Source organism: Bradyrhizobium sp. WSM1253 (assembly GCF_000244935.1).
Taxonomy (GTDB): domain Bacteria; phylum Pseudomonadota; class Alphaproteobacteria; order Rhizobiales; family Xanthobacteraceae; genus Bradyrhizobium; species Bradyrhizobium canariense.
This window is the reverse complement of sequence record NZ_JH600073.1, coordinates 1674135-1693628: the sequence shown is the minus strand read 5'-3', so window position 1 is coordinate 1693628 and position 19494 is coordinate 1674135. Positions and strand designations below refer to the sequence as shown.

Below are 19494 nucleotides of genomic sequence, written 5' to 3'. Positions count from 1 at the left end.
GTTGAGCGGGCAATGTGCCCGCTGGCGCGGTGGGCTTCAAGAGGCGCCAAAGCCATCGGAGCAGGAACGGCCGGAACACGCGGCGAGATGCGCGTTCCGCACGAGGTCCCGCGGGCCGGCGATCAGGCTGTAATCAAGCCAAAGTCACGCCATGAACATGCGTGCGGCGGAGGCCAGCGTCAGCAGCGTGCCGACGCCGATGAAGATTTTTCCGATCAGGGAGCTCTGGTCCCAGGCCGAGCTCTGCTGGCTGCTTGCCATCACCGGTGCCGGACGCGGCTGCGCGTCGGTTGCGGCGATCACCGCCTTCTGCGCCGGCGCGTTGTCCTGTTGCACGGCGCGATCGATGTCGTTGAGCTGATCGGGTGCGACGACCTGGCTCTCGGCGTTCGGGGTGGCGGTGTTATCGGCCGCGGCCTGGACGTTGTCGTTGGCCCGGCCCGTCATTGCGGACGCAGCAGCCGCAGTCGGCGTATCGGCGGCGGCGAGTTGCGCATTGGCGTTGGCGACTTCCGGCGGCATCTGGCTCGAGGCCGGCGCGTCACGATTGTCGGCCTTCGTCTCATCGGCCGTTGCCACGGCGTCCTTCTTGTCGGCCTTGTCGTCGGATTTCTGCGCCGTCTTGGTGCTGTCGCGGTGGCGCGACGTGTGACGCCGCTGCTTGCTCGGCTTGACCTCGTCCGCCTGTTTGCCTGCGCTGTCCGACTTGCTGCTAGCGGCTGAACTCGGCGCCGCCTGTGCAACGCCCCCAAACAGCACGAAAAGCCCGGCCAGGAGAATCAGGGCCGCGCGCCCGCTGGCTTTCATCATGTTGACATCTCCCCAATTCCACCCGTCCCGGGAGCGAACAGAGACCCTGGGGCGTGACCACAGCGGGGCAGAAAATGGGAATCTTCGGGCCACACCGGGCAAAAGCGCGGCAAACCGTTGCGTTCGCGGCCGGCCACGGGTGCGGACGGGACTGATCGGTGTTATGAGCCGTCGCAGATTTTGACGGCCGTATCGGTCGCGCGGCCAAGCACGATCACGAATTCGTGATCGTGCCGCCGCCGGCGTAACAAACTGAAAGAACGGCCGAATTGCATGGTGAGGGCGCGCGTGCGCGGACGTGAGGACGAGTGGACCGGCCTGATGCGGTCGGCCATGGCAGGCGATGACGCAGCGTATCATCGCCTGTTGAAGGCGGTCACGCCTGTGCTGCGCGCTGCCGCGAGGCGCGGCCTGGCGCGGGCCGGGCAGCCTCCCGACCAGGCCGAGGATATCGTGCAGGAGATTCTGTTGGCGGTGCATCTGAAGCGGCACACTTGGGACAGCGAAGCCCCCTTCGCCCCGTGGCTGTTTGCGATCGGCCGCAACAAGCTGATCGACATGCTGCGGCGACGGGGGAGGCGGATCTTCGTCAACATCGACGATTTCGCCGAGACCCTGCCGGGCGAGGCGCCGCAGGAGACGGTCTCGGCCGGCGAAGTCGCCAGCCAGCTCAATACGCTGCCGCAACGCCAGCGCGACGTGTTGCAGTCGATCGCGGTCGACAGCACCTCGATCAAGGACACGGCGGCGAAATATTCGATGAGCGAGGGCGCGGTGCGGGTGGCGCTGCATCGCGGACTTGCGGCGCTGACAGCCAAACTGCGGAACCACTAGTCATGGATACCGATCAACTCATTCGCACGCTCGCGGCCGATAACGCCCATCGCCCGCCGCGCGTCGGCGCGGTGCTGACCATGGCGCTGCTGGTCGCCGCGCCCCTGTCGATTCTGATCTTCGCCACCTTCCTCGGTGTGCGTCACGACGTGATGAGCGCGATGCACAACCCGTTCTTCGACATGAAGTTCGCGGTCACGCTGTCGCTCGCGATACCCGCGATCATCGTCAGCCTGCATCTGTCGCGTCCCGAAGCCTTGCTGCGTGGCTGGGGCTGGCTGCTGCTGCTGCCCGTCGGGCTGCTCGCGGTGGCGATCGGCAGCGAGGCGATGATGGCGCCGGCCATGCCGATGACGATGCGATTGATGGGCAAGAATTCCAGGGTGTGCCTGTTGGCAATCCCTGCGATGTCGCTGCCGCTGCTTGCGGGGGCCCTGTTCGGCCTGCGCCACGGCGCGCCGTCCCACCCCGCGCTCGCCGGCGCGCTCGCCGGCCTGGTGTCGGCGGGCCTTGCCGCGACGCTGTACGCCTCGCACTGCACCGATGACTCGCCGCTGTTCGTCGCGACCTGGTACACGCTCGCGACCGCGTTGGTGACGGCAATTGGCGCGCTGGTGGGGGCGAAGGTCCTACGCTACTAGCTCGCCGGCTTCACGCCGCCGGCGTCGCGCCCTGCTGCATGCGGTGGAAGCGCAGCACCTGCTGCGCGGTCGAACTGCGCAGCGCCTCGTAAGCGTCGCGCAGCGTCACCATGTCGGTCTGCGAGCCGCCTGCGAGCTTCTCGCGCAGGGCGATGATGGCGCGGACGCTCGACCATTGCATGGCCGCGACCTTGGCGAGGATCATCACGCCCTCGACCCGGCTTTCGATCATCATGGTCTCGGCGGTCTCGACTGCGACGCCCGCAAGCGCGGCAAGCCCTGCGTTGGTTTCGTCGAACTTGCCCTGCTCCGCGAAGGTGGCGACCTGGAGCTCGGTGAGGCGGCCGTCCTCGTGCAGCGACTTCACCAGCGCGCGCGCCCTCTCGGTCTGCCTGGTCATGCTGGCGGCGCGGATTCGCTGCGCCGCTTCCTGGACCACGCTGGACACGTCGTCCGCGAGCTCCGGATGCGCGGCCTCCAGCTTCCTGCGCACGGCCAAGGAGGCCTTCGCGACCAGCTTCAAATAATGATGGCGGGGCAGGTCGGCCCGCAGGCCGATGGAGCTGGCGAGGTCGTCGTCACGTTCGGCGCGGGTCACGAGGTCGGCGAGACTTCCCTCCGACAGTTGCGCGCCCGGATTGTTGACGGTCGATTGCACCACGTCCTCGTCGCCGCGGGTCACCAGCACGTCGCTCAGCGCTTCCGACAGTACCCGCCGCAGCGAGATCGCCTTGAGATGGGCCTGGCCCCTGGTGCGCGCGATCTCGATCAGGGTCGCCTCGTCCAGCCGTTCGGATTTCGACAGCACCGGGCCGGAAACCTCGATCACCTCGTCGAGCGCGAGCGTGCGGATGATCTTCGGCGGCGCAGCCGCGATCGATGCGAGGCGTTCGGCGAGCAGCGCCCTGGCGGACGTCTCGATCTGCTCGATCAGGCATTGGAACACGTCGTCGAACACGCGGACGTGGTCGTCGGAATAGTCCAAGGCGTTGCCCACGAAGAGATCGGTGACGCGGCGCAGCGTCTCGACCCGGTGCGCGACGGTGCCGTGCGAGAGCGCAGTTTGCAATTCCTCGAGCAGACTTTCGGATGATTTTACGGCTTTGGATCTCATTGCCCTGTCCTGGAGCGTTCGGCCCGGCCGCGGCTTCTGTCGCGCCGGGAGAAAATGGATTGGTCAGCTGGTTGCAATGCGGTTGCGCCCCTGTGCCTTGGCGGAATAGAGCGCGCTATCGGCGCGCACGAGAAACGTGTCGGCAGTATCGTTGTCGCGTAGTGTCACGACGCCCGCGGAAATGGTCACGCGCATGCCCGGGGAGAATGCGCTCCAGTCCAGATCGGCGACGATCCCGCGCAGGCGATCGAGCATGCGCGACGCCGCATCGCCGTCCATCCCAGGCAGCAGCAGCAAGAATTCCTCGCCGCCGTAGCGGCCGAAGCAGTCGGCCGGGCGGATATTGGCGAACATGGTGATCGCGAAGGTGCGCAGCACCTCGTCGCCGACGGGATGGCCGTGGGCGTCGTTGATGCGCTTGAACCAGTCGAGGTCGATCAGCGCGATCGCGCAAGGCCTCGATGTCTGCCGCGATTTTTCGATCTCGGCGTCGAGAAGTCGCATGATGCAGCGGCGGTTGTAGGAGCCGGTGAGCTCGTCGAGCTCCGCCAGCTCCTCGATGCGCTGATAGGCGGCCTTCAGCTCGATGCTGCGCCGGTACAGGATCTTGCGCAGCGTGGCGCCGAACAGGCCGAGGAAGGCGCACTGGCCGATCACCAGCACGAAGCACAGCATCGAGGCGGCCCGTTGCAGCTGGGTCGTCACCGGCAGTCCGATTGGCAAGTCCGAGGCGAGGAAAACCAAGGCGAGCCCGCACGTCGCAAGGCCCCAGGTGAGCATCGCCTGACTAGAGGTCATACGAAGCGTGCCGAAGGCGAAGATCAGGAACAGCACGGCAAGGAACGCAACTCCGACTGTCGGCACCGCGAGCAGGAACAGCAGCTGCAGCGTCATATGCGCCGAGATCTGGAAGACGGTGAGGTAATGATCCTCGAACCGGTCGCCGAAGCCCGCTTCCGACAGCACGGTGAAGGTCCCGATGATCAGAAGGCCGCCGAGCCAGAACAGCGACGGAACGCCCATGGAGATCACGCCGTCAAAAGCGTAGAGCAGCAGGACGGAGGCGCCGAGCGAGTAGCTCGCCACCTGGCCGACATACATCTGGCGCCGCTGCCGGATCCGGCGCGCGAGGACTTCGGGTGCCGCCGCTTCGGTGGTCAGGGCGAGATCCGCGGCCTCAGCGGCATTCCTCTCGGGAAAGGACGTCGCAGCCGTGCTCATGGTCCCGCCAATCGTGGATGTCAGCCCAAAAATCTACGTGGCAAGCCTTTAGGTTTGGTATCCTTCGAAACCGAATCCACGCTGTACAGCGCGGCAGCGCGGGACGTCGACCGTCCCAGGAATTTGCCGGCGATTAGGCATCGTGTGCGACGCGGTCGAGCCAAAGCAGGGCTTCGGAAGACATATGTCGTGCTAAGCTGCTAAGGTTCCATGCACGTCGGGCCGTCTAAGCTGGGACGGCATTGCTCAGGAAAGTGCTTCATTACTATGTTACCGTTCTTGAGCGAAGCGCCCAGCCGCGGGTGGCAACAGGAAATTTCGCGTCTGTGGGGTAGATCACACAGCTTCCCGTACGACTGCGGTAGGTTGAACAATTTTACCCCTCCCGTCGAACCGTCTGCCGCATCCACCCGACCAACCTTGCGAGACGGTCTTTGAGCGTGACACAAGCGGCTTCGGACGAGATCCTGATCGCCAGGATCGCTCAAGGCGACCGGCTCGCCATGCAGGTGCTGTACGGGCGGCACCATGTCAGGGTGTATCGGTTCGGCCTCCGGCTCGTGCGGGACGAGCAGGCGGCGGAAGACCTCATCAGTGAGGTATTTCTCGATGTCTGGCGTCAAGCCGGCAAGTTTGAGGGCCGATCCGCCGTTTCCACCTGGCTGCTGGCCATTACCCGATTCAAGGCCCTGTCTGCGCTCCGGCGCAGGAAGGATTTTGAGTTGGACGACGACGCCGCGAACGCGATTGAGGATACGTCCGACAATCCGGAAACGGCGGTGCAGAAGAAGGATACCAGTGAAGCGTTGCGGGAGTGTCTGACGGGCCTCTCGCCGGACCATCGGGAAATCGTCGATCTCGTCTACTACCACGAGAAGTCCGTGGAAGAGGTGGCCGAAATCGTAGGCATCCCGGAGAACACTGTGAAGACGCGCTTGTTCTATGCGCGCAAGAAATTGGCCGAACTGCTGAAAGCAGCCGGCATTGAGCGAGGCTGGCCATGATGGCTTTGAGCAAGAAGATGCTGGAGCAAGAGCCCGGTGAAATTGAACTGCTGCTGCCGTGGCACGCCGCCGGCACGCTGAACCCGCGCGATGCGCGCCGCGTCGACGAGGCGCTGGCGCGCGATCCCGAGCTCGCGAAGCAATATGCCGCGATCCGCGGCGAGTATGAAGAGACCATCCATCTGAACGAGAGCCTGGGTGCTCCGTCGGCGCGCGCGATGCAGAAGCTGTTCGCCGCGATCGACGCCGAACCTGCGCGGGCGGCCGGTTCGCTGCCGCTGTCGGCGCGCATCGCCACCTTCTTTGCGAGCCTGTCGCCGCGCACGCTGGCCTGGTCGGCGAGCCTTGGCGCCATGGCGCTCGTGCTGCAAGCCGGAATCATCGGCGCGGTGTTGACGAAGACCCAGACTGCGACCTTCCAGACTGCTTCGCTCTCGACCAGCGCTCCGCTTACACGCGACCTCGGCACGACCGTCCCGCCAGCGCGCGCGCTGGTGCGCTTCACGCCCGAGGCGCGCGTCGCCGACATCACCGCATTGCTCGACGGCTACCAGGCTTCGATCATCGGCGATGCCAAGGGCGGCATGTTCCGCCTCCAGTTCGACAAGGCGATGAGCCAGGACGAACTCGCCTCGCTGCTCGGCAAGATGCAGCGCGAGAAGTTCGTCAACCTCGCCGTCGCGGCGCCGTAAGGCGCTTCCAAGCCGATGATGCGCAAGTCCGAAAGTGGAGTGAGAGCCGGGGCCTGCGCTTCGTCGGTCGGAGCCGCGCTTTTGCTCGCCGCCTGTCTCGGCGTCGAGGTTGCGCAGGCGCAGGCGATCATGCGCACGCCGACGATTAGCGTCCCCTCCCGAATGCCCACGATTTCTCCCGGCGTCGCCGCACGCGTCAGTCCCGGTGTTGCCGCCAGAGCGGTGGCCGTCGGCCGCGGTCCGGGTCCGACCGTGACGACCAGGATTTCGGCGCGGATGGGACCGACGCCGGTGCTGCCTTATGCGCGCTACTCCCCGAACCTCTATCCCGCCTGTACCGCGCCCGATCGCGACGCCGCCGGCGAATGCCTGGCGCAGCAGAACGCAGGCGGCGATGGCTCGGGCAAATCGGGCAAGAAGACCGCCGCAAAGGGGCGCGGCAACAACACGCCTGTCGCCGCGGATCTGCGCACCTTCGCTGGCGAATTCGTCGCCGAGATCGACGGCGGGCTGTCGTTGACCCAGGCCGACGAGCTTGCGCGTCGCCATGGGCTGACCCGCGTGTCTTCCGAGAACTTTCCGCTGATCGGGGCAACGTTCGGACTGTTCCGCATCACCGACGGCCGGCCCTCCGCGACGGTGCGGCGTGAATTCGCGGCGGACGGTAGCGTGCGCTCGGTCCAGCCGAACTTCCGCTATCTGCTCCAGGATCAGAAATCGTCGGTGCCGACCGAGGGAGATCCCGCGCAATATGCGCTGGCCAAGCTCCGCCTGCCGCAGGCACACACGCTGGCGCATGGTGCCAATGTGACGGTAGCCGTGATCGACTCCGGCATCGACGCCCAGCATCCGGAACTTGCCAATTCCATTGCCGACAATTTCGATGCGCTCGGCAGCGCCGAAGGCCCGCACATTCATGGCACCGGCATTGCCGGCGCCGTCGTGGCGCATGGCAAGCTGATGGGCAGCGCGCCCGAGGCGCGCCTCATCGCCATCCGCGCCTTCGGCGGCACCACCGGCGGGGCCGAGAGCTCGTCCTACATCATCCTGCGCTCGCTGAACTATGCCGCCGAGCATGGGGCGCAGATCGTCAACATGAGCTTTGCCGGTCCGAAGGATGCGGTGATCGAGCGGGCCATCGCCGCGACCGCCGCGCGCGGCCTGGTGCTGATCGCGGCCGCCGGCAATGCCGGCGCGAAGTCGCCGCCGCTCTATCCGGCCGCCAATCCCAACGTGATCGCGGTCAGCGCGACCGACCAGCAGGACAGGCTGTTCACCGCCTCCAATCGTGGCAACTACATCGCGGTCGCGGCCCCCGGCGTCGATATCTTCCTGCCGGCGCCTGACGGCAAATATCAGATGACGTCGGGCACCTCGTTCTCGGCCGCCTATGTCTCCGGCGTCGCGGCGCTGCTGCTCGAGCGCAACTACGCCTTGAAGCCGGAAGCACTGCGCACGACACTGGCGAAGACGGCGCGCGACCTCGGTTCACCGGGCCGTGATGATCTGTTCGGCGACGGCGAGGCCGACGCGTTTGCCGCGGTCATGGCCGTTCCCGCCGCCGGCGCGACGCCGGTCGCGGCCGCGTCCGGTACAACAAAACGTGAAGATATCGAGAAGCGTCGCGACGAGCCTGGCATCCGCGCATTAGAGCAACCTTCGTTGTCGAGCACTGAGGATAAAGCCACGGTTTCTCAGGCGGATAAGCCGGCGACGCGATAGCGGCTGCGACAACTTTGCGCGCAGCGCGAAGGTCGAAAAATCAAACGCTGCATTGAACGTTCGGCCCGCTGCCACGACCAAATTATGTGGGAGCGGTTATCCCTCCCCATAAGTCATATTAGGCGCGAGCGCCCATCCACCCCAAGCGCCCATATGGCTCGACCCGTCCGGTTGTCCCCCCGGACGGGTCTTTTCTTTTTGGACGTCCCATTCCTCGAAGCCCTGCGCGAGATCAGCTTCCGGTTGGAGATCGTGGTTCACCCATCGCCACCGCTCCGCCGGCACGCCGCAAGCGCGCTATGCTTGTGCGAAGCTTGACTCCAAAACGCCTTGAATCTCCGCACGACTACGGAGTTTCGCGACGAAAACATCGTCGTTGCTGGACAAGTCAAAACTTTTCCACAAAATATTCACGTCGCGTCTAAATTGATTCGTGTGCGTTGCGTCGCGTCCGTATTTTCTCCTGACGGGCTGATTTATGACACATCGCCAAGAGGCTATTCGCGACGTGGCTATTGGCCGCGACGTTGCGGCACGCTGGTGCGCTCTCGCCGAGCAGCGGCTGGTGCATCTCTCCGAGATGTTCGAGACCGGACGCTGGCGCCGCTATCACTCCGAGATCGCATTTCTCGAAAACATCCAGGAAGCCAAGCTCGCCGTCCAGACCTGGCGCGCGCTTGCCACCGGCGCCGACGTCGCCACGGCGGCCGCGAGCGTGTCGCCCGCATTCGGCTGGTCGCCGGCGACAATGCCCCGCATGTTTCCGCGCGAGGCGCAGACCGTGCAACCGAAGGCCGTGCACATCGTCCCGGAGACCGCCGTGCCGGTCAGGCTCGATCCGAAGCCGGGCGTTCTCGCCGAAATCTCCGAAGCCCCGACCGCGCTGGTCGCCGCGCCTGCCCCGATGGCACCGCTCAAGGTGCCGGCTGCCATGGCGCCACCCACCGCGCCCGTCGCAATGACAGGACCCAAGGTGCCGGCCGCGACCGCAGCGCCCAAGGCGCTGGCGGCGATGGCAGCGCTTCTGCCGCAGTTCTCTCCGCCGGCAGCCGAAATTGTCGCAGCCCCCGAGCGCTTGGTTGAGTTCACCTTTAACCTCGACGGCCTCGAAGCCAAGTACCCGCTGCTGCGGAACGCGTTCTAGCTTTCGGAAGCCAGAGGCGAGGAACGGCAGCTACCGCCGCACCGCATTCCCGCCGACCATCAATTGCGCAAAGCGCTGGGCGCCGTCCACCGACAGATCGGACGTCACGGCGCGCGCGTGATCGAGCCCGACCACGGCGCCACGCGGGGTTTCCGAGATCATGTTGTTGTTGACGAGCGCGGTGCCTGCGCCGGGCACGACGGACACCCCGACGCCGGCCAGTGCCTTGCGGATCACGTTGCCCGTGATCGCGACGTCGCGGAGATATTTGCCCCAGCCGGCGACGATGCCGTAGGACGGCGCATTCTCGATGACGTTGCCGATGACCGATGAATCCGCCTCGATGTAGATGCCGATGCCGGCATCGTCATCCGGTGCGGTGCCGATCGGCCGCTTCGGGATCAGATTGCGGATGATGTTGCCCTGGACCACGGCGATGCGGCCGCCTTCGTTGAAATTGCAGACGGAGACGCCGACGGCGGCGCCGTCCACAATATTATTGGCGATCACCGCGGCCTCGAACGCGAACTCCGAATACAGCGCGACCTCGCGCACGTCGCTGACGCTGTTGCCGGTGATGTGGATGTTCGAGGCCGAGTTGCCGCGCACGGCGGAGTAATCGCAGTTCTTGATGCGATTGCCGCGCACGATGACGTTGCCGGCGCGGAACGCGTTGATGGCGTTGCCGTACTGGCCGGAGCCGCCGGGGCCGGCCTTGATGTCCTCGATGCGGTTATCAGTGACTAGCGTGCCGTCATCGCCGATAGCCGTGCGCAGGATCTCGATGCCGTTGTCGTTGGTGCCGGTGATGGTGTTGTGGGAGACGCTGAGTCCCCTGGCGTCGAACGACACCACCGCCGTCACCGCGATGTTGGTAAAGATGTTGCCCGAGATGTCGCCGGAGACCTGCTCGAGCCAGATGCCGCTGCCGCCGGAGCCCGTGATTTCGCAACCGGTGATGCGGACGTCGCGCCCGCCGAGTACGTGGATCAGCCCGCGCCGCGTCGGCAGCGGAATGCCGCCGCCATCAAAGGTGATGCCGGAAAGGCCGATTGCATCGGAGCCGTCGCTCTGGATCGCCGATGCCCCGCCGGTGAAGACGAATTTTGTCGCGCCGCGCACGCCGATCAGTTGCGCGCCATTTGGCAACCGCAACAGTCCGCTGCGATAGATGCCGGGTGGCAGCGCCAGCGGCATCTGCGCGCGCGCGGCCTCGTCGATCGCACGCTGGAGCGCGCGGGTCTGATCCTCGCTGCTACCGGGTCGCACGCCATATTGCGTGGCGTCGCGGCCGAGCAGCGACGTCAGCGGCGCCGCACGCGCGGCGTCGGCCGGTATCGCGAGCGCGCCGGCGATGCCTGCGGTCGAAGCTCCGATGAGATTGCGGCGATTGAGGTCCATGGATGCGTCCTCCGGCGGACGCGGGGGTCCGCAGCGGTTAGGTAGCGCAGGGCCGCTGGTTGCGTGAGGATTGTTCGCGGTAGGGTTAAATGTTTACCGGAGAGACGGTCCGTAGGGTGGGCAAAGCGGAAGCGTGCCCACCATTCAGCGGCAGATCGGAACAAGTTGGTGGGCACGGCGCAAGCGCGCCTTTGCCCACCCTACGAAGTCGGTGTGTTGCGCCCCTTCCGTGCCAACTGCACCATCTCCATCAGCATCGCTTCCCCGGCGTCCACCAATTCCTCGAGCGTGATCCGCGGCGCGCCCTTGCGGCGCACGGCGCCACTGCGCGCGAGCAGGGGAATATGGATGAACGCGGCGAGCTTTGGCCCGCCGGCCCTGACGTTTTCGATCGCGCGCCAGCTCAGGTAATTGCAGAGATAGGCGCCGGCGTCGCGCGAGGGGCGCGCGTCGATGCCGGTGAGGCGGGCGGCGCGCAGCAGCCTTGCGGTGTGCGGGCCGAAAATCATCGCGTCCGCATTGCCGGCGATGCCGCGCTTGCTCGAGCGGGTCTTGGCGGCATCGGGCCAGAGCATGGTGACGGCGTTGCGCGCGCGGCTCTCGATGCGCAGATAGGGCGTGCGTGCGGCGAGGCCGAACATCAGCAGCGCATCGGGCTTCTCTTTCGCAAGCACCTCCGGCAATTGCCGGTCCACCGCGGCATAGGTGACCGGGAAGATGTGGCTGGAGATCGCGGCATCGTCGAGTGCGGGACGGCGCAATTGCGCCAGCCGGGCGACCAGCGGCTGGGTCGGATTGTAGGGCGCGCCGGGAAACGGGCCGAAGCCGGTGAGGAGAATGCGGAGCTTGTCGCTCATTGCAGCAACTCCAGGATCTTTTCGGCGGCGAGCGCCGGCGTGAGATGGCCGTCGGCGACCTCAGTCTCGATCTTCCGGACCTTGGTCCGCACCGACGCCTCGCTGCGCAACCGCGCCAGCATGCGCTGCTCCAGCATCGACCACATCCATTTCACCTGCTGCTCGCGCCGCCGTGCGGCGAAGTCGCCGGATGCAATCATCGCCTTGCGGTGATCGAGGACTTTCTGCCAGATCTTCGCGATACCGTCACCAGTCAGCGCCGAATAGGTCTCGACCGGCGGATGCCAGTGCTCGGAGCGCGGCGTCAGGATATGCAGCGCGCCGCGATAATCGGCGGCAGTGATGTTGGCGCGCTTGAGATTGTCGCCGTCGGCCTTGTTGATCGCGATCATGTCGGCGAGCTCGACCAGGCCCTTCTTGATGCCCTGCAATTCGTCGCCGCCGCCCGGCAGCATCAGGGCCAGGAAGAAATCGGTCATGTCGCAGACCGCGGTTTCGGACTGGCCGATGCCGACGGTCTCGACCAGCACGACGTCGAAGCCGGCCGCCTCGCACAGCAGCATCGCCTCGCGTGTCTTGGCCGCGACGCCGCCGAGCGTGCCGGAGGACGGCGAGGGGCGGATGAAGGCGTCGTCAGAGGCCGCGAGCCGGGCCATCCGCGTCTTGTCGCCGAGGATCGAGCCGCCGCTACGCGCCGAGGACGGATCGACCGCGAGCACCGCGACCTTGTGGCCTTGCTCGATGAGATGCGTTCCGAGCGCGTCGATGGTGGTGGATTTGCCGACGCCGGGCGAGCCGGTGATACCGACGCGCACTGCCCTGCCGGTATCGGGCAAGAGCATCTGCACCAGCTCGCGCGCCAGCGCCTGATGGTCGCTGCGCCGGCTCTCGACCAGCGTGATGGCCCGCGCCAGCGCCGCGCGGCTGCCGGCGCGGAGGTCATGGGCGAGGGATTTGATGTCGATGGATTTGCTACTGGTCATGATTGTCTTCGCGTCCGGCCGCTACCGACCCGACCCGCGAATGTGTCGCTCAGCACAGGATTTTAGCGGTGGAAGATGGATTTGGATAATGTCCCAAACGATCTCGGCTTTCGTCATATGGTAGGCGTGGCGCAGCAGATTTCCGAAATCGATCATTTTGCGCCAGTCGATTCCTGGCTCGGCTCGCTTTACGTCATCTGGAATGGATCTCGAAGCCTCACATACGATCTCGAGAAGACGTTCGATTGCCAGGCGAGCGGTTTTTTCAGAGACGAATTGCTCAAATGTGGAGCCCTTCACGACACTTTCGATGTCGGTGATGGCTTCCAGGATATCTCGCAGTCGGTCTTCCACGGTCGGCGGCATTCAGAAGACCTCGATCAGATCATCTGCGATGCGTTCGGCGATGCGCGGCTTCAGCAGGTCCCGCATCGATATCTGGGCCTGAAGGCCAAGATGGCCTTCGATCAAGTGCAGGACCTTAAAGTAATCGAACCGTGGCGCTTCCTCACGCGAGGTCGTCTCGACCAGGACGTCGAGATCGCTGTCGGGGCGGGCGTCGCCTCGCGCGCGCGATCCAAACAAGTAAAGGTGCGTGATTCCGGCAGCTCTCAGATCGGGAGCGAGCTCCCTGAGCTTCCCTATGAGTGTCTGGACTGGAATATCTGCGACCTCGGTCATGACCAGATGTTAGCACAGAGCAGCCGCCCGTCCCAGTATCGGGCGGGTCGGCTCAGCCCTCGGTGGGGCAGGCGAGGGCCCGCCCGCCCGATATCACCGGGATGTCGCCGCCACCCCGGTCCGCACCGGTTTCACCTTGCGCCACGCCCAGACCAGCACCGGCCACAGCAGCGCCCCGATCGCCATGGCGGCGAGGATCGCGGCCACGGAGCGCTCGAAAAACGGCAGGATGCTGCCGTCCGACTTGATCAACGAGGTCACAAAAGCCTGCTCGACCATGGTGCCCATGACGATGCCGAGCACCATCGCGGCGACGGGATAGCCGTTGGCTTCCATGACATAGCCGATCACGCCGAAGGCGGCGACGGTGACGATGCCGAACATGTTGTTGCCGATCGCGAACGAGCCGACCGCGCAGCACAGCATGATGATCGGCATGATGGCGGAGCGCGGTGCCAGCAGGATGTAGGCGGCAACCCGGATCATGGCGATGCCGAGCGGGATCATCAGGATGTTCGCGATGATGAACATCAGATAGATCGCGTACATGCTCGACGCTTTCTCGGTGAACAGCGTCGGCCCGGGGTTCAGCCCCTTCATGTAGAGCACGCCGATCGCGATCGCGGCGATGGTGTCGCCGGGGATGCCGAACAGCAGCGACGGCACCCAGCCCGAGGCGATGCTGGCATTGTTGCTGGCGCCGGCCTCGACCAGGCCTTCGACATGGCCGGTGCCGAATTTCTCCGGTTCCTTGGAGAAGCGCTTCGACATTGCATAGGAAACCCAGGCGGCCATGTCGGCGCCGGCCCCGGGCAGCACGCCGATGATGATCCCGACGATGTTTCCGCGCGTCATCTGCCAATGGTATTTCTTGGTCAGCTTCCACTGGCCGGCCATGATGCTCCCGAATTTGCGCCGCGGCAGCGGCGGCGGCTCGGGAGTCAGCATCGCGCGCATGACCTGGGCCACTGCGAATACGCCGACCAGCGCGGGGATCGGCTCGATGCCGCCGAACAGATCGGTGAGGCCGAAGGTGAAGCGCGGCACGCCGCCGGGATTCTCGATGCCGACGCAGGAGACCAGCAGGCCGAGGAACATGCCGGCGATCGCCTTCACCGGCGAGGAGCGCGCCACCAGCGTCGCGCACATCAGGCCGAGCAGCGCCAGCCAGAAATACTCGAAGGTCGAGAACGACAGCGCGATCTCGGCCAGCGGCGGCGCCAGGATCATCAGCGACAGCACGCCGGCGATGCCGCCGACGGCCGAGAACCACACGCCGGCCCCGAGCGCCAGCTCGGCCTGTCCCTTGCGGGTCATGGCGTAAGCCTCGTCGGCATAGGCGGCGGACGCTGGCGTGCCGGGGATGCGCAGCAGCGCCCCGGGGATGTCGCCGGAGAAGATCGCCATCGAGGACGCGGCGACGATGGTCGCGATCGCCGCGATCGGCGAGAGATAGAAGGTGACGGGGACGAGCAAGGCGGTTGCCATCGTCGCCGACAAGCCCGGCAGCGAGCCGATCACGAGCCCGTACACCGAGGCTGCGAACATCGCGATGATGACCTCCCAGGTGGAGATCAGTGCGAACGCTTCAATCAGGGTTTTCAGCATGGGATCACCAAGGCGTCGGCAACAGGCCGGCGGGAAGCGGCACGCGCAGCAGCTTGCCGAAGATCAGGTGGATAGCGAACGGCGACAGCGCTGCGAGCGGCAGCGCCAGCTTCCACTTCGCCCCCAACGCGGTCGAGGTGACGTAGACCATGATCGCCGCGGTTATGATGAAGCCGAGCCGGTCGGCCGCCACCACGTAGAACAGCAGCAGCGCTGGCGGCAGCAGCGCGCGCAGGCCGTACAACTTTCCCTGCGGCGGCGGGGCAGCCGCTAGCTGGCCATCCTCGAGCGGGATCAGCTCTTCCGCGTCCTCGAAGGTGTGGCCGATCCCGAACACGATCGCGAGCCCGCACAGCGCCAGCCCAATGCCGATCACGAGCGGAAATACGTTGGGGCCGACCGGCTGCCCGGGCACCGGCGGCAGCAGCCAGCCGCCATAGGCGGCTGCTGTGCCGAGCACGACGAGAAACGATCCCGTGACGGAGTCGGGAAGGCGCATGGGAGAATCCTATGAGATTTCTTCTCCCTCGCCCCGTTCTTACGGGGAGAGGGGTGGGGTGAGGGGCTGCGTCCACGATGGAGGTGAAAGCCGGACTCGCGGAGCCGCGTCCTCACCCGAATTTGCGCTGCGCTCAAATCGACCTCTCCCCCGCAAGCGGGGAGAGGTGACAAATCACGCCTTGCTCAGACCCGCCGCCTTCATCGCTTCGCCCATCTGGGCGTCGCCCTTGTCCATGAAGCTTGCGAACTGGCCGGCATCGCCCCACACGGTGCCGAAGCCCCGATTGCCCATGAAGTCCTTGAACTCGGCGGAGTCATAAACCTTCTGCAGCGCCGCGGTGAGCTTCGTTGCGATCTCCGGCGGCAGGCTCTTCGGCGCGCCGATGCCGCGCCAGGCGCCGGTCGCGTAGTCGATGCCCATCGCCTCCTTCAGCGTCGGCACGTCCTTGAAGATTGGATTGCGCGCCGGCGCCATGATGGCAAGGCTCCTGGCCTTGCCGGCCTCGATGATGGCGCGGGCTTCCGGCACCGAGCAGGTGGTGAGGTCGAGGCCGCCGGCGGCGAGGTCCTGCATCGCGGGTGCGGCGCCGTTCGACGGAACCCAGGCGACCTGGTTGGCGGGCAGGCCCATCGCCTGCATCCAGCCGACCAGCGCGAGATGCCAGATGCCGCCCTGGCCGGTGCCGGAGGCCTTGAACTTGCCGGGAGGGGCCGCCTTGATGGCTTCCGCGAGTTCCTTCACCGTCTTGTAAGGCGAGGAGGAGGAGACCTGGATGCCCGGGGGATCTTCGTTCATCAGCGCGAGCGGGGTGTAGCTCTTCGGCGCCAGCTCGGTCAGCCCTTGCCAGTGCATCATCGAGATTTCGACCGTGAGCATGCCGATGGTGTAGCCGTCGGGCTGCGCGGTCGCGATCGCGGTATGGCCGACGACGCCGGAGCCGCCGGTGCGATTGACCACGTTGAAGGGCTGGCCGAGATCCTTCTCCAGCAGCGCTGCGACAATGCGCGCAGTCGCGTCGGTGCCGCCGCCCGCGCCCCAGGGCACGATCACGGTGACGGGCCGCGCCGGATAGGCTTGTGCAAGTGCGGGTGTGAGGCCGAATGCGGCGGATGCCGCAACCGCAGCGGAAGAGGCCGCAAAGGTGCGGCGCGTAATCTTGGACATCAATGCCTCCCAGCGGCGCCCATGACGTCAGGCGCTCTTGTCAATGGCGACATTCTAGTCGGCTTTGCAGCGCGGCTGCAAGGCAACGCGACCAGCGCTTAGAGAGCTACGCGGCGTTGCTCACGACGGGATCACTGCGGCTCGTCCGCGTCGCCCTTTGGCCGTGCGCCACCGAAGATGCGGGTGCCTTCCGCGCTGAGATAGGGCTTCAGCGTTTCCCACGGCACGAATGCGACATATTCGCCCTCGGCGTAAGGGCCGACTGCGTAGGGCGGGTAGTGGAAAGTGAGGCCGGAACTCTTGCCCGCGTCGGTTGAAGGCGCGAGCGTCACCGCGCCGATCTTGAGCAGGCTCGGCTCCACGCTCTTGAACCATTCGTCGGTCGCGGTCTCGCTGGTATCGCGCTTCTTCTTCTCGATCTTCAACGATGCGATCACCGCCTTCACCATTGCCTTCATGGCCGCGCCGTTGTCGGCGGTCTCGGCGAAGAACGGGCGGATGGAGATGCGCTTGTTCTCCGCCTTGTCCCACAGGACCGTGTTCACATCGGAATTGGGATGGGCACCGTGGGTGTCCATATAGTCGTTGCGCAGGATGCTGACATAGCGGTCGGCAACGACGGAGCGGACCGCATATTTGCGCTCGAAGTCCCAGCCGCCATCCCTGAAGAATTGCGGATCGTCTTTGCGCGAGGCGGCGGCTTCTGCCGCGTTCTTGTCGATCCACTTCTTGCCTTCAATCAGGCAGTCGGCCGCCAGCGCCGCATCGACCTTGACCTTGTCGTCGAGGAAGACGCGGGCTTCGATGCTCTTGGTCTTGATGACCGCGTCGGGCTTGCGATCGGCGGCATGCGCGGTAGCCAACAACGCGCTGCAGGCTGCGACCAAAGTTAGCGCGCGCATCAACGCTGGCGCGGAAAATATCACGCACTGTCCTTTCGAAGGTCGATAGCGACCTACTCCGCCGCCTCGCTATGCCCGAGCCGGGCGTTCAGCTTGCGGATCAGCTCCTCGGCCGCGTCCGCGATCACGGTGCCCGGCGGGAAGATGGCTTCCGCGCCGGCCGCGTAGAGTGCATCGTAATCCTGTGGCGGCACTACGCCGCCGACAATGATCATGATGTCGTCGCGGCCCTGCTTCTTCAGCGCGGCCTTCAATTCCGGCACCGCGGTGAGGTGGGCGGCGGCAAGCGAGGAGACGCCGAGGATGTGGACGTCGTTCTCGACAGCTTGCCGCGCGGCTTCGTCGGCAGTCGCGAACAGCGGCCCGATGTCGACGTCGAAGCCGATATCGGCGAATGCCGACGCGATCACCTTCTGGCCGCGGTCGTGGCCGTCCTGGCCTATTTTTGCGACCAGGATGCGCGGGCGGCGGCCTTCCGCCTCCTCGAAGGCGTCGATCAGCGCCTGAACCTTCTCGACCCGGTTACCCATGCTGGACGCCTCCCGCTTGTAGACGCCGGTGATGGATTTGATTTCGGCGCGGTGCCGGCCGAACACCTTCTCCATCGCGTCGGAAATCTCGCCGACGGTTGCCTTCGCGCGCGCAGCGTCGATGGCGAGCGCCAACAGATTGCCGTTGCCTTCGCCGGCCGAGCGCGTCAGCGCGGCGAGCGCGGCCTCGACGTCCTTCTGGTTGCGTTCGGATTTCAGCCGCGTCAGCTTGTCGATCTGGAGCCGGCGGACATTGGTATTGTCGACCTTGAGAATATCGATCGGAGCTTCGTCGGTCGGCTTGTATTTGTTGACCCCGATCACCGCCTGCTTGCCGGCATCGATGCGGGCCTGGGTCTTGGCCGAGGCTTCCTCGATGCGCAGCTTCGGTACGCCGGCCTCGATCGCCTTGGCCATGCCGCCGAGCTCCTCGACCTCCTGGATGTGGCCCCAGGCCTTGGCGGCGAGGTCGCGCGTGAGACGCTCGACATAATACGAACCGCCCCAGGGGTCGATGATGCGGGTGGTGCCGCTCTCCTGCTGCAGGAAGAGCTGGGTATTGCGGGCAATACGCGCGGAGAAATCGGTCGGCAGCGCCAGCGCTTCGTCGAGCGCGTTGGTGTGCAGCGACTGGGTGTGGCCCTGCGTCGCCGCCATCGCTTCCACCGTCGTGCGCATCACGTTGTTGAAGACGTCCTGCGCGGTCAGCGACCAGCCGGAGGTCTGGCAATGCGTGCGCAGTGACAGCGAGCGCGGGTCCTTCGGGTTGAAGGGCCTCAAGAGCTTCGCCCAGAGCAGTCGCGCGGCGCGCATCTTGGCGACTTCCATGAAGAAGTTCATCCCGATCGCCCAGAAGAACGACAGGCGCGGCGCGAAGCGGTCGACGTCGAGGCCCGCCGCAAGGCCGGCACGAAGATATTCGACGCCGTCGGCCAGCGTATAGGCGAGCTCGAGGTCCTGCGTCGCCCCGGCCTCCTGCATGTGATAGCCGGAGATCGAGATCGAATTGTATTTCGGCATCTTCTGCGAGGTGTAGGCGAAGATGTCCGAGATGATCCGCATCGAAGGCGCGGGCGGATAGATGTAGGTATTGCGCACCATGAACTCTTTCAGAATGTCGTTCTGAATGGTCCCTGAAAGCTTCTCGGGCGGGACGCCCTGTTCCTCGGCGGCCGCAACGTAGAGCGCGAGGATCGGCAGCACCGCGCCGTTCATGGTCATGGACACGCTCATCTGGTCGAGCGGAATGCCCGCAAACAGCGTGCGCATGTCGTAGATGGAATCGATGGCAACGCCGGCCATGCCGACGTCGCCGCCGACACGCGGATGGTCGCTGTCATAGCCGCGATGGGTGGCGAGATCGAACGCGACCGAGAGGCCCTTCTGTCCGGCAGCGAGATTGCGGCGGTAGAACGCGTTGGAATCCTCCGCCGTGGAGAAGCCGGCATATTGCCGCACAGTCCAGGGCTGGTTGACATACATGGTGGGGTAGGGGCCGCGCAGATAAGGCGCGATGCCTGGGTAGGTCTCGAGGAAATCGAGTCCGGCCAGATCGGCCTCGCTATAAGCGGGCTTCACCAGAATGCCCTCGGGCGTCAGCCACGGCTCGGCGCTGCCTGATGGCGCAGCGGTGGCGGCGCGCTCGAAGGCGACGTCGGCGAAATTGGGGATGCGGCTCATGCTT

At 65.6% G+C, this 19494-nt stretch carries 19 protein-coding genes; 6 read left to right on the top strand and 13 right to left on the bottom strand.

All coding sequences use genetic code 11. From position 1 onward, the window contains the following. Nucleotides 1-144: 144 nt before the first annotated feature. Nucleotides 145-810, bottom strand: a complete 666-nt coding sequence (locus BRA1253DRAFT_RS09815) for a hypothetical protein (protein WP_007593590.1) — start codon at nucleotides 808-810, stop codon at nucleotides 145-147. A 288-nt stretch (nucleotides 811-1098) separates the two neighbouring features. On the opposite strand from BRA1253DRAFT_RS09815, the gene BRA1253DRAFT_RS09810 reads away from it, so the two are divergent. After that, nucleotides 1099-1644 (top strand): sigma-70 family RNA polymerase sigma factor, encoded by a 546-nt coding sequence (locus BRA1253DRAFT_RS09810; protein WP_007593589.1) that lies wholly within the window; start codon nucleotides 1099-1101, stop codon nucleotides 1642-1644. A 2-nt stretch (nucleotides 1645-1646) separates the two neighbouring features. After that, entirely contained in the window at nucleotides 1647-2285 is a 639-nt protein-coding gene (locus BRA1253DRAFT_RS09805) for an NrsF family protein (protein WP_007593588.1), read from the top strand. A gap of 10 nt (nucleotides 2286-2295) precedes the next feature. On the opposite strand, the gene BRA1253DRAFT_RS09800 is transcribed toward BRA1253DRAFT_RS09805, so the two are convergent. Both BRA1253DRAFT_RS09800 and BRA1253DRAFT_RS09795 read right to left on the bottom strand, forming a co-directional pair. Further along, on the bottom strand, nucleotides 2296-3399 hold the full coding sequence (locus BRA1253DRAFT_RS09800) for a DUF2336 domain-containing protein (protein ID WP_007593586.1): 1104 nt from the start codon (nucleotides 3397-3399) through the stop codon (nucleotides 2296-2298). A 63-nt stretch (nucleotides 3400-3462) separates the two neighbouring features. Next, a complete protein-coding gene (locus BRA1253DRAFT_RS09795) occupies nucleotides 3463-4620 on the bottom strand; it encodes a GGDEF domain-containing protein (protein WP_007593584.1) in 1158 nt (385 codons plus the stop codon). Between the two features lie 434 nt (nucleotides 4621-5054). Here BRA1253DRAFT_RS09795 and BRA1253DRAFT_RS09790 point away from each other — a divergent pair, with 434 nt between their 5' ends. From BRA1253DRAFT_RS09790 to BRA1253DRAFT_RS09775, 4 genes are all read left to right on the top strand, one after another. Then, nucleotides 5055-5624, top strand: a complete 570-nt coding sequence (locus BRA1253DRAFT_RS09790; RefSeq protein ID WP_007593582.1) for a sigma-70 family RNA polymerase sigma factor — start codon at nucleotides 5055-5057, stop codon at nucleotides 5622-5624. Further along, nucleotides 5621-6316 carry a hypothetical protein gene (locus BRA1253DRAFT_RS09785; protein ID WP_007593580.1) on the top strand — a complete coding sequence of 232 codons (696 nt, stop codon included), beginning with the start codon at nucleotides 5621-5623 and terminating at the stop codon, nucleotides 6314-6316. Before BRA1253DRAFT_RS09790 ends, BRA1253DRAFT_RS09785 begins: the two co-directional genes overlap by 4 nt. Nucleotides 6317-6331: 15 nt before the next feature. Next, nucleotides 6332-8038: a S8 family serine peptidase gene (locus BRA1253DRAFT_RS09780; RefSeq protein WP_007593578.1), complete on the top strand. Its 1707-nt coding sequence runs from the start codon at nucleotides 6332-6334 to the stop codon at nucleotides 8036-8038. 508 nt (nucleotides 8039-8546) lie between these two features. Beyond that, on the top strand, nucleotides 8547-9182 hold the full coding sequence (locus BRA1253DRAFT_RS09775) for a TIGR03809 family protein (RefSeq protein WP_007593576.1): 636 nt from the start codon (nucleotides 8547-8549) through the stop codon (nucleotides 9180-9182). Between the two features lie 30 nt (nucleotides 9183-9212). Here the strand turns inward: BRA1253DRAFT_RS09775 and BRA1253DRAFT_RS09770 are convergent, their stop codons facing one another. The 10 genes from BRA1253DRAFT_RS09770 to scpA form a co-directional block, all read right to left on the bottom strand. Then, on the bottom strand, nucleotides 9213-10583 hold the full coding sequence (locus BRA1253DRAFT_RS09770; protein WP_007593574.1) for a TIGR03808 family TAT-translocated repetitive protein: 1371 nt from the start codon (nucleotides 10581-10583) through the stop codon (nucleotides 9213-9215). Between the two features lie 200 nt (nucleotides 10584-10783). Continuing rightward, nucleotides 10784-11440: a pyroglutamyl-peptidase I gene (locus tag BRA1253DRAFT_RS09765; RefSeq protein WP_007593573.1), complete on the bottom strand. Its 657-nt coding sequence runs from the start codon at nucleotides 11438-11440 to the stop codon at nucleotides 10784-10786. Continuing rightward, complete coding sequence (gene meaB, locus BRA1253DRAFT_RS09760; RefSeq protein WP_007593571.1) at nucleotides 11437-12423, bottom strand: methylmalonyl Co-A mutase-associated GTPase MeaB; 987 nt, start codon at nucleotides 12421-12423, stop codon at nucleotides 11437-11439. Before meaB ends, BRA1253DRAFT_RS09765 begins: the two co-directional genes overlap by 4 nt. 21 nt (nucleotides 12424-12444) lie before the next feature. Then, nucleotides 12445-12789, bottom strand: a complete 345-nt coding sequence (locus BRA1253DRAFT_RS09755) for a DUF86 domain-containing protein (RefSeq protein ID WP_007593569.1) — start codon at nucleotides 12787-12789, stop codon at nucleotides 12445-12447. After that, nucleotides 12790-13104: a nucleotidyltransferase family protein gene (locus BRA1253DRAFT_RS09750; RefSeq protein WP_007593567.1), complete on the bottom strand. Its 315-nt coding sequence runs from the start codon at nucleotides 13102-13104 to the stop codon at nucleotides 12790-12792. A 93-nt stretch (nucleotides 13105-13197) separates the two neighbouring features. Then, a complete protein-coding gene (locus tag BRA1253DRAFT_RS09745; RefSeq protein WP_007593566.1) occupies nucleotides 13198-14712 on the bottom strand; it encodes a tripartite tricarboxylate transporter permease in 1515 nt (504 codons plus the stop codon). 4 nt (nucleotides 14713-14716) lie between these two features. Then, a complete protein-coding gene (locus BRA1253DRAFT_RS09740) occupies nucleotides 14717-15211 on the bottom strand; it encodes a tripartite tricarboxylate transporter TctB family protein (protein WP_007593565.1) in 495 nt (164 codons plus the stop codon). Nucleotides 15212-15385: 174 nt separating this feature from the next. Next, entirely contained in the window at nucleotides 15386-16378 is a 993-nt protein-coding gene (locus BRA1253DRAFT_RS09735) for a tripartite tricarboxylate transporter substrate binding protein (protein WP_007593564.1), read from the bottom strand. Between the two features lie 131 nt (nucleotides 16379-16509). Beyond that, nucleotides 16510-17280, bottom strand: a complete 771-nt coding sequence (locus BRA1253DRAFT_RS09730) for an RsiV family protein (RefSeq protein WP_088940911.1) — start codon at nucleotides 17278-17280, stop codon at nucleotides 16510-16512. Between the two features lie 53 nt (nucleotides 17281-17333). Beyond that, nucleotides 17334-19490 carry a methylmalonyl-CoA mutase gene (gene scpA / locus BRA1253DRAFT_RS09725; protein WP_035995058.1) on the bottom strand — a complete coding sequence of 719 codons (2157 nt, stop codon included), beginning with the start codon at nucleotides 19488-19490 and terminating at the stop codon, nucleotides 17334-17336. Nucleotides 19491-19494 lie beyond the last annotated feature (4 nt).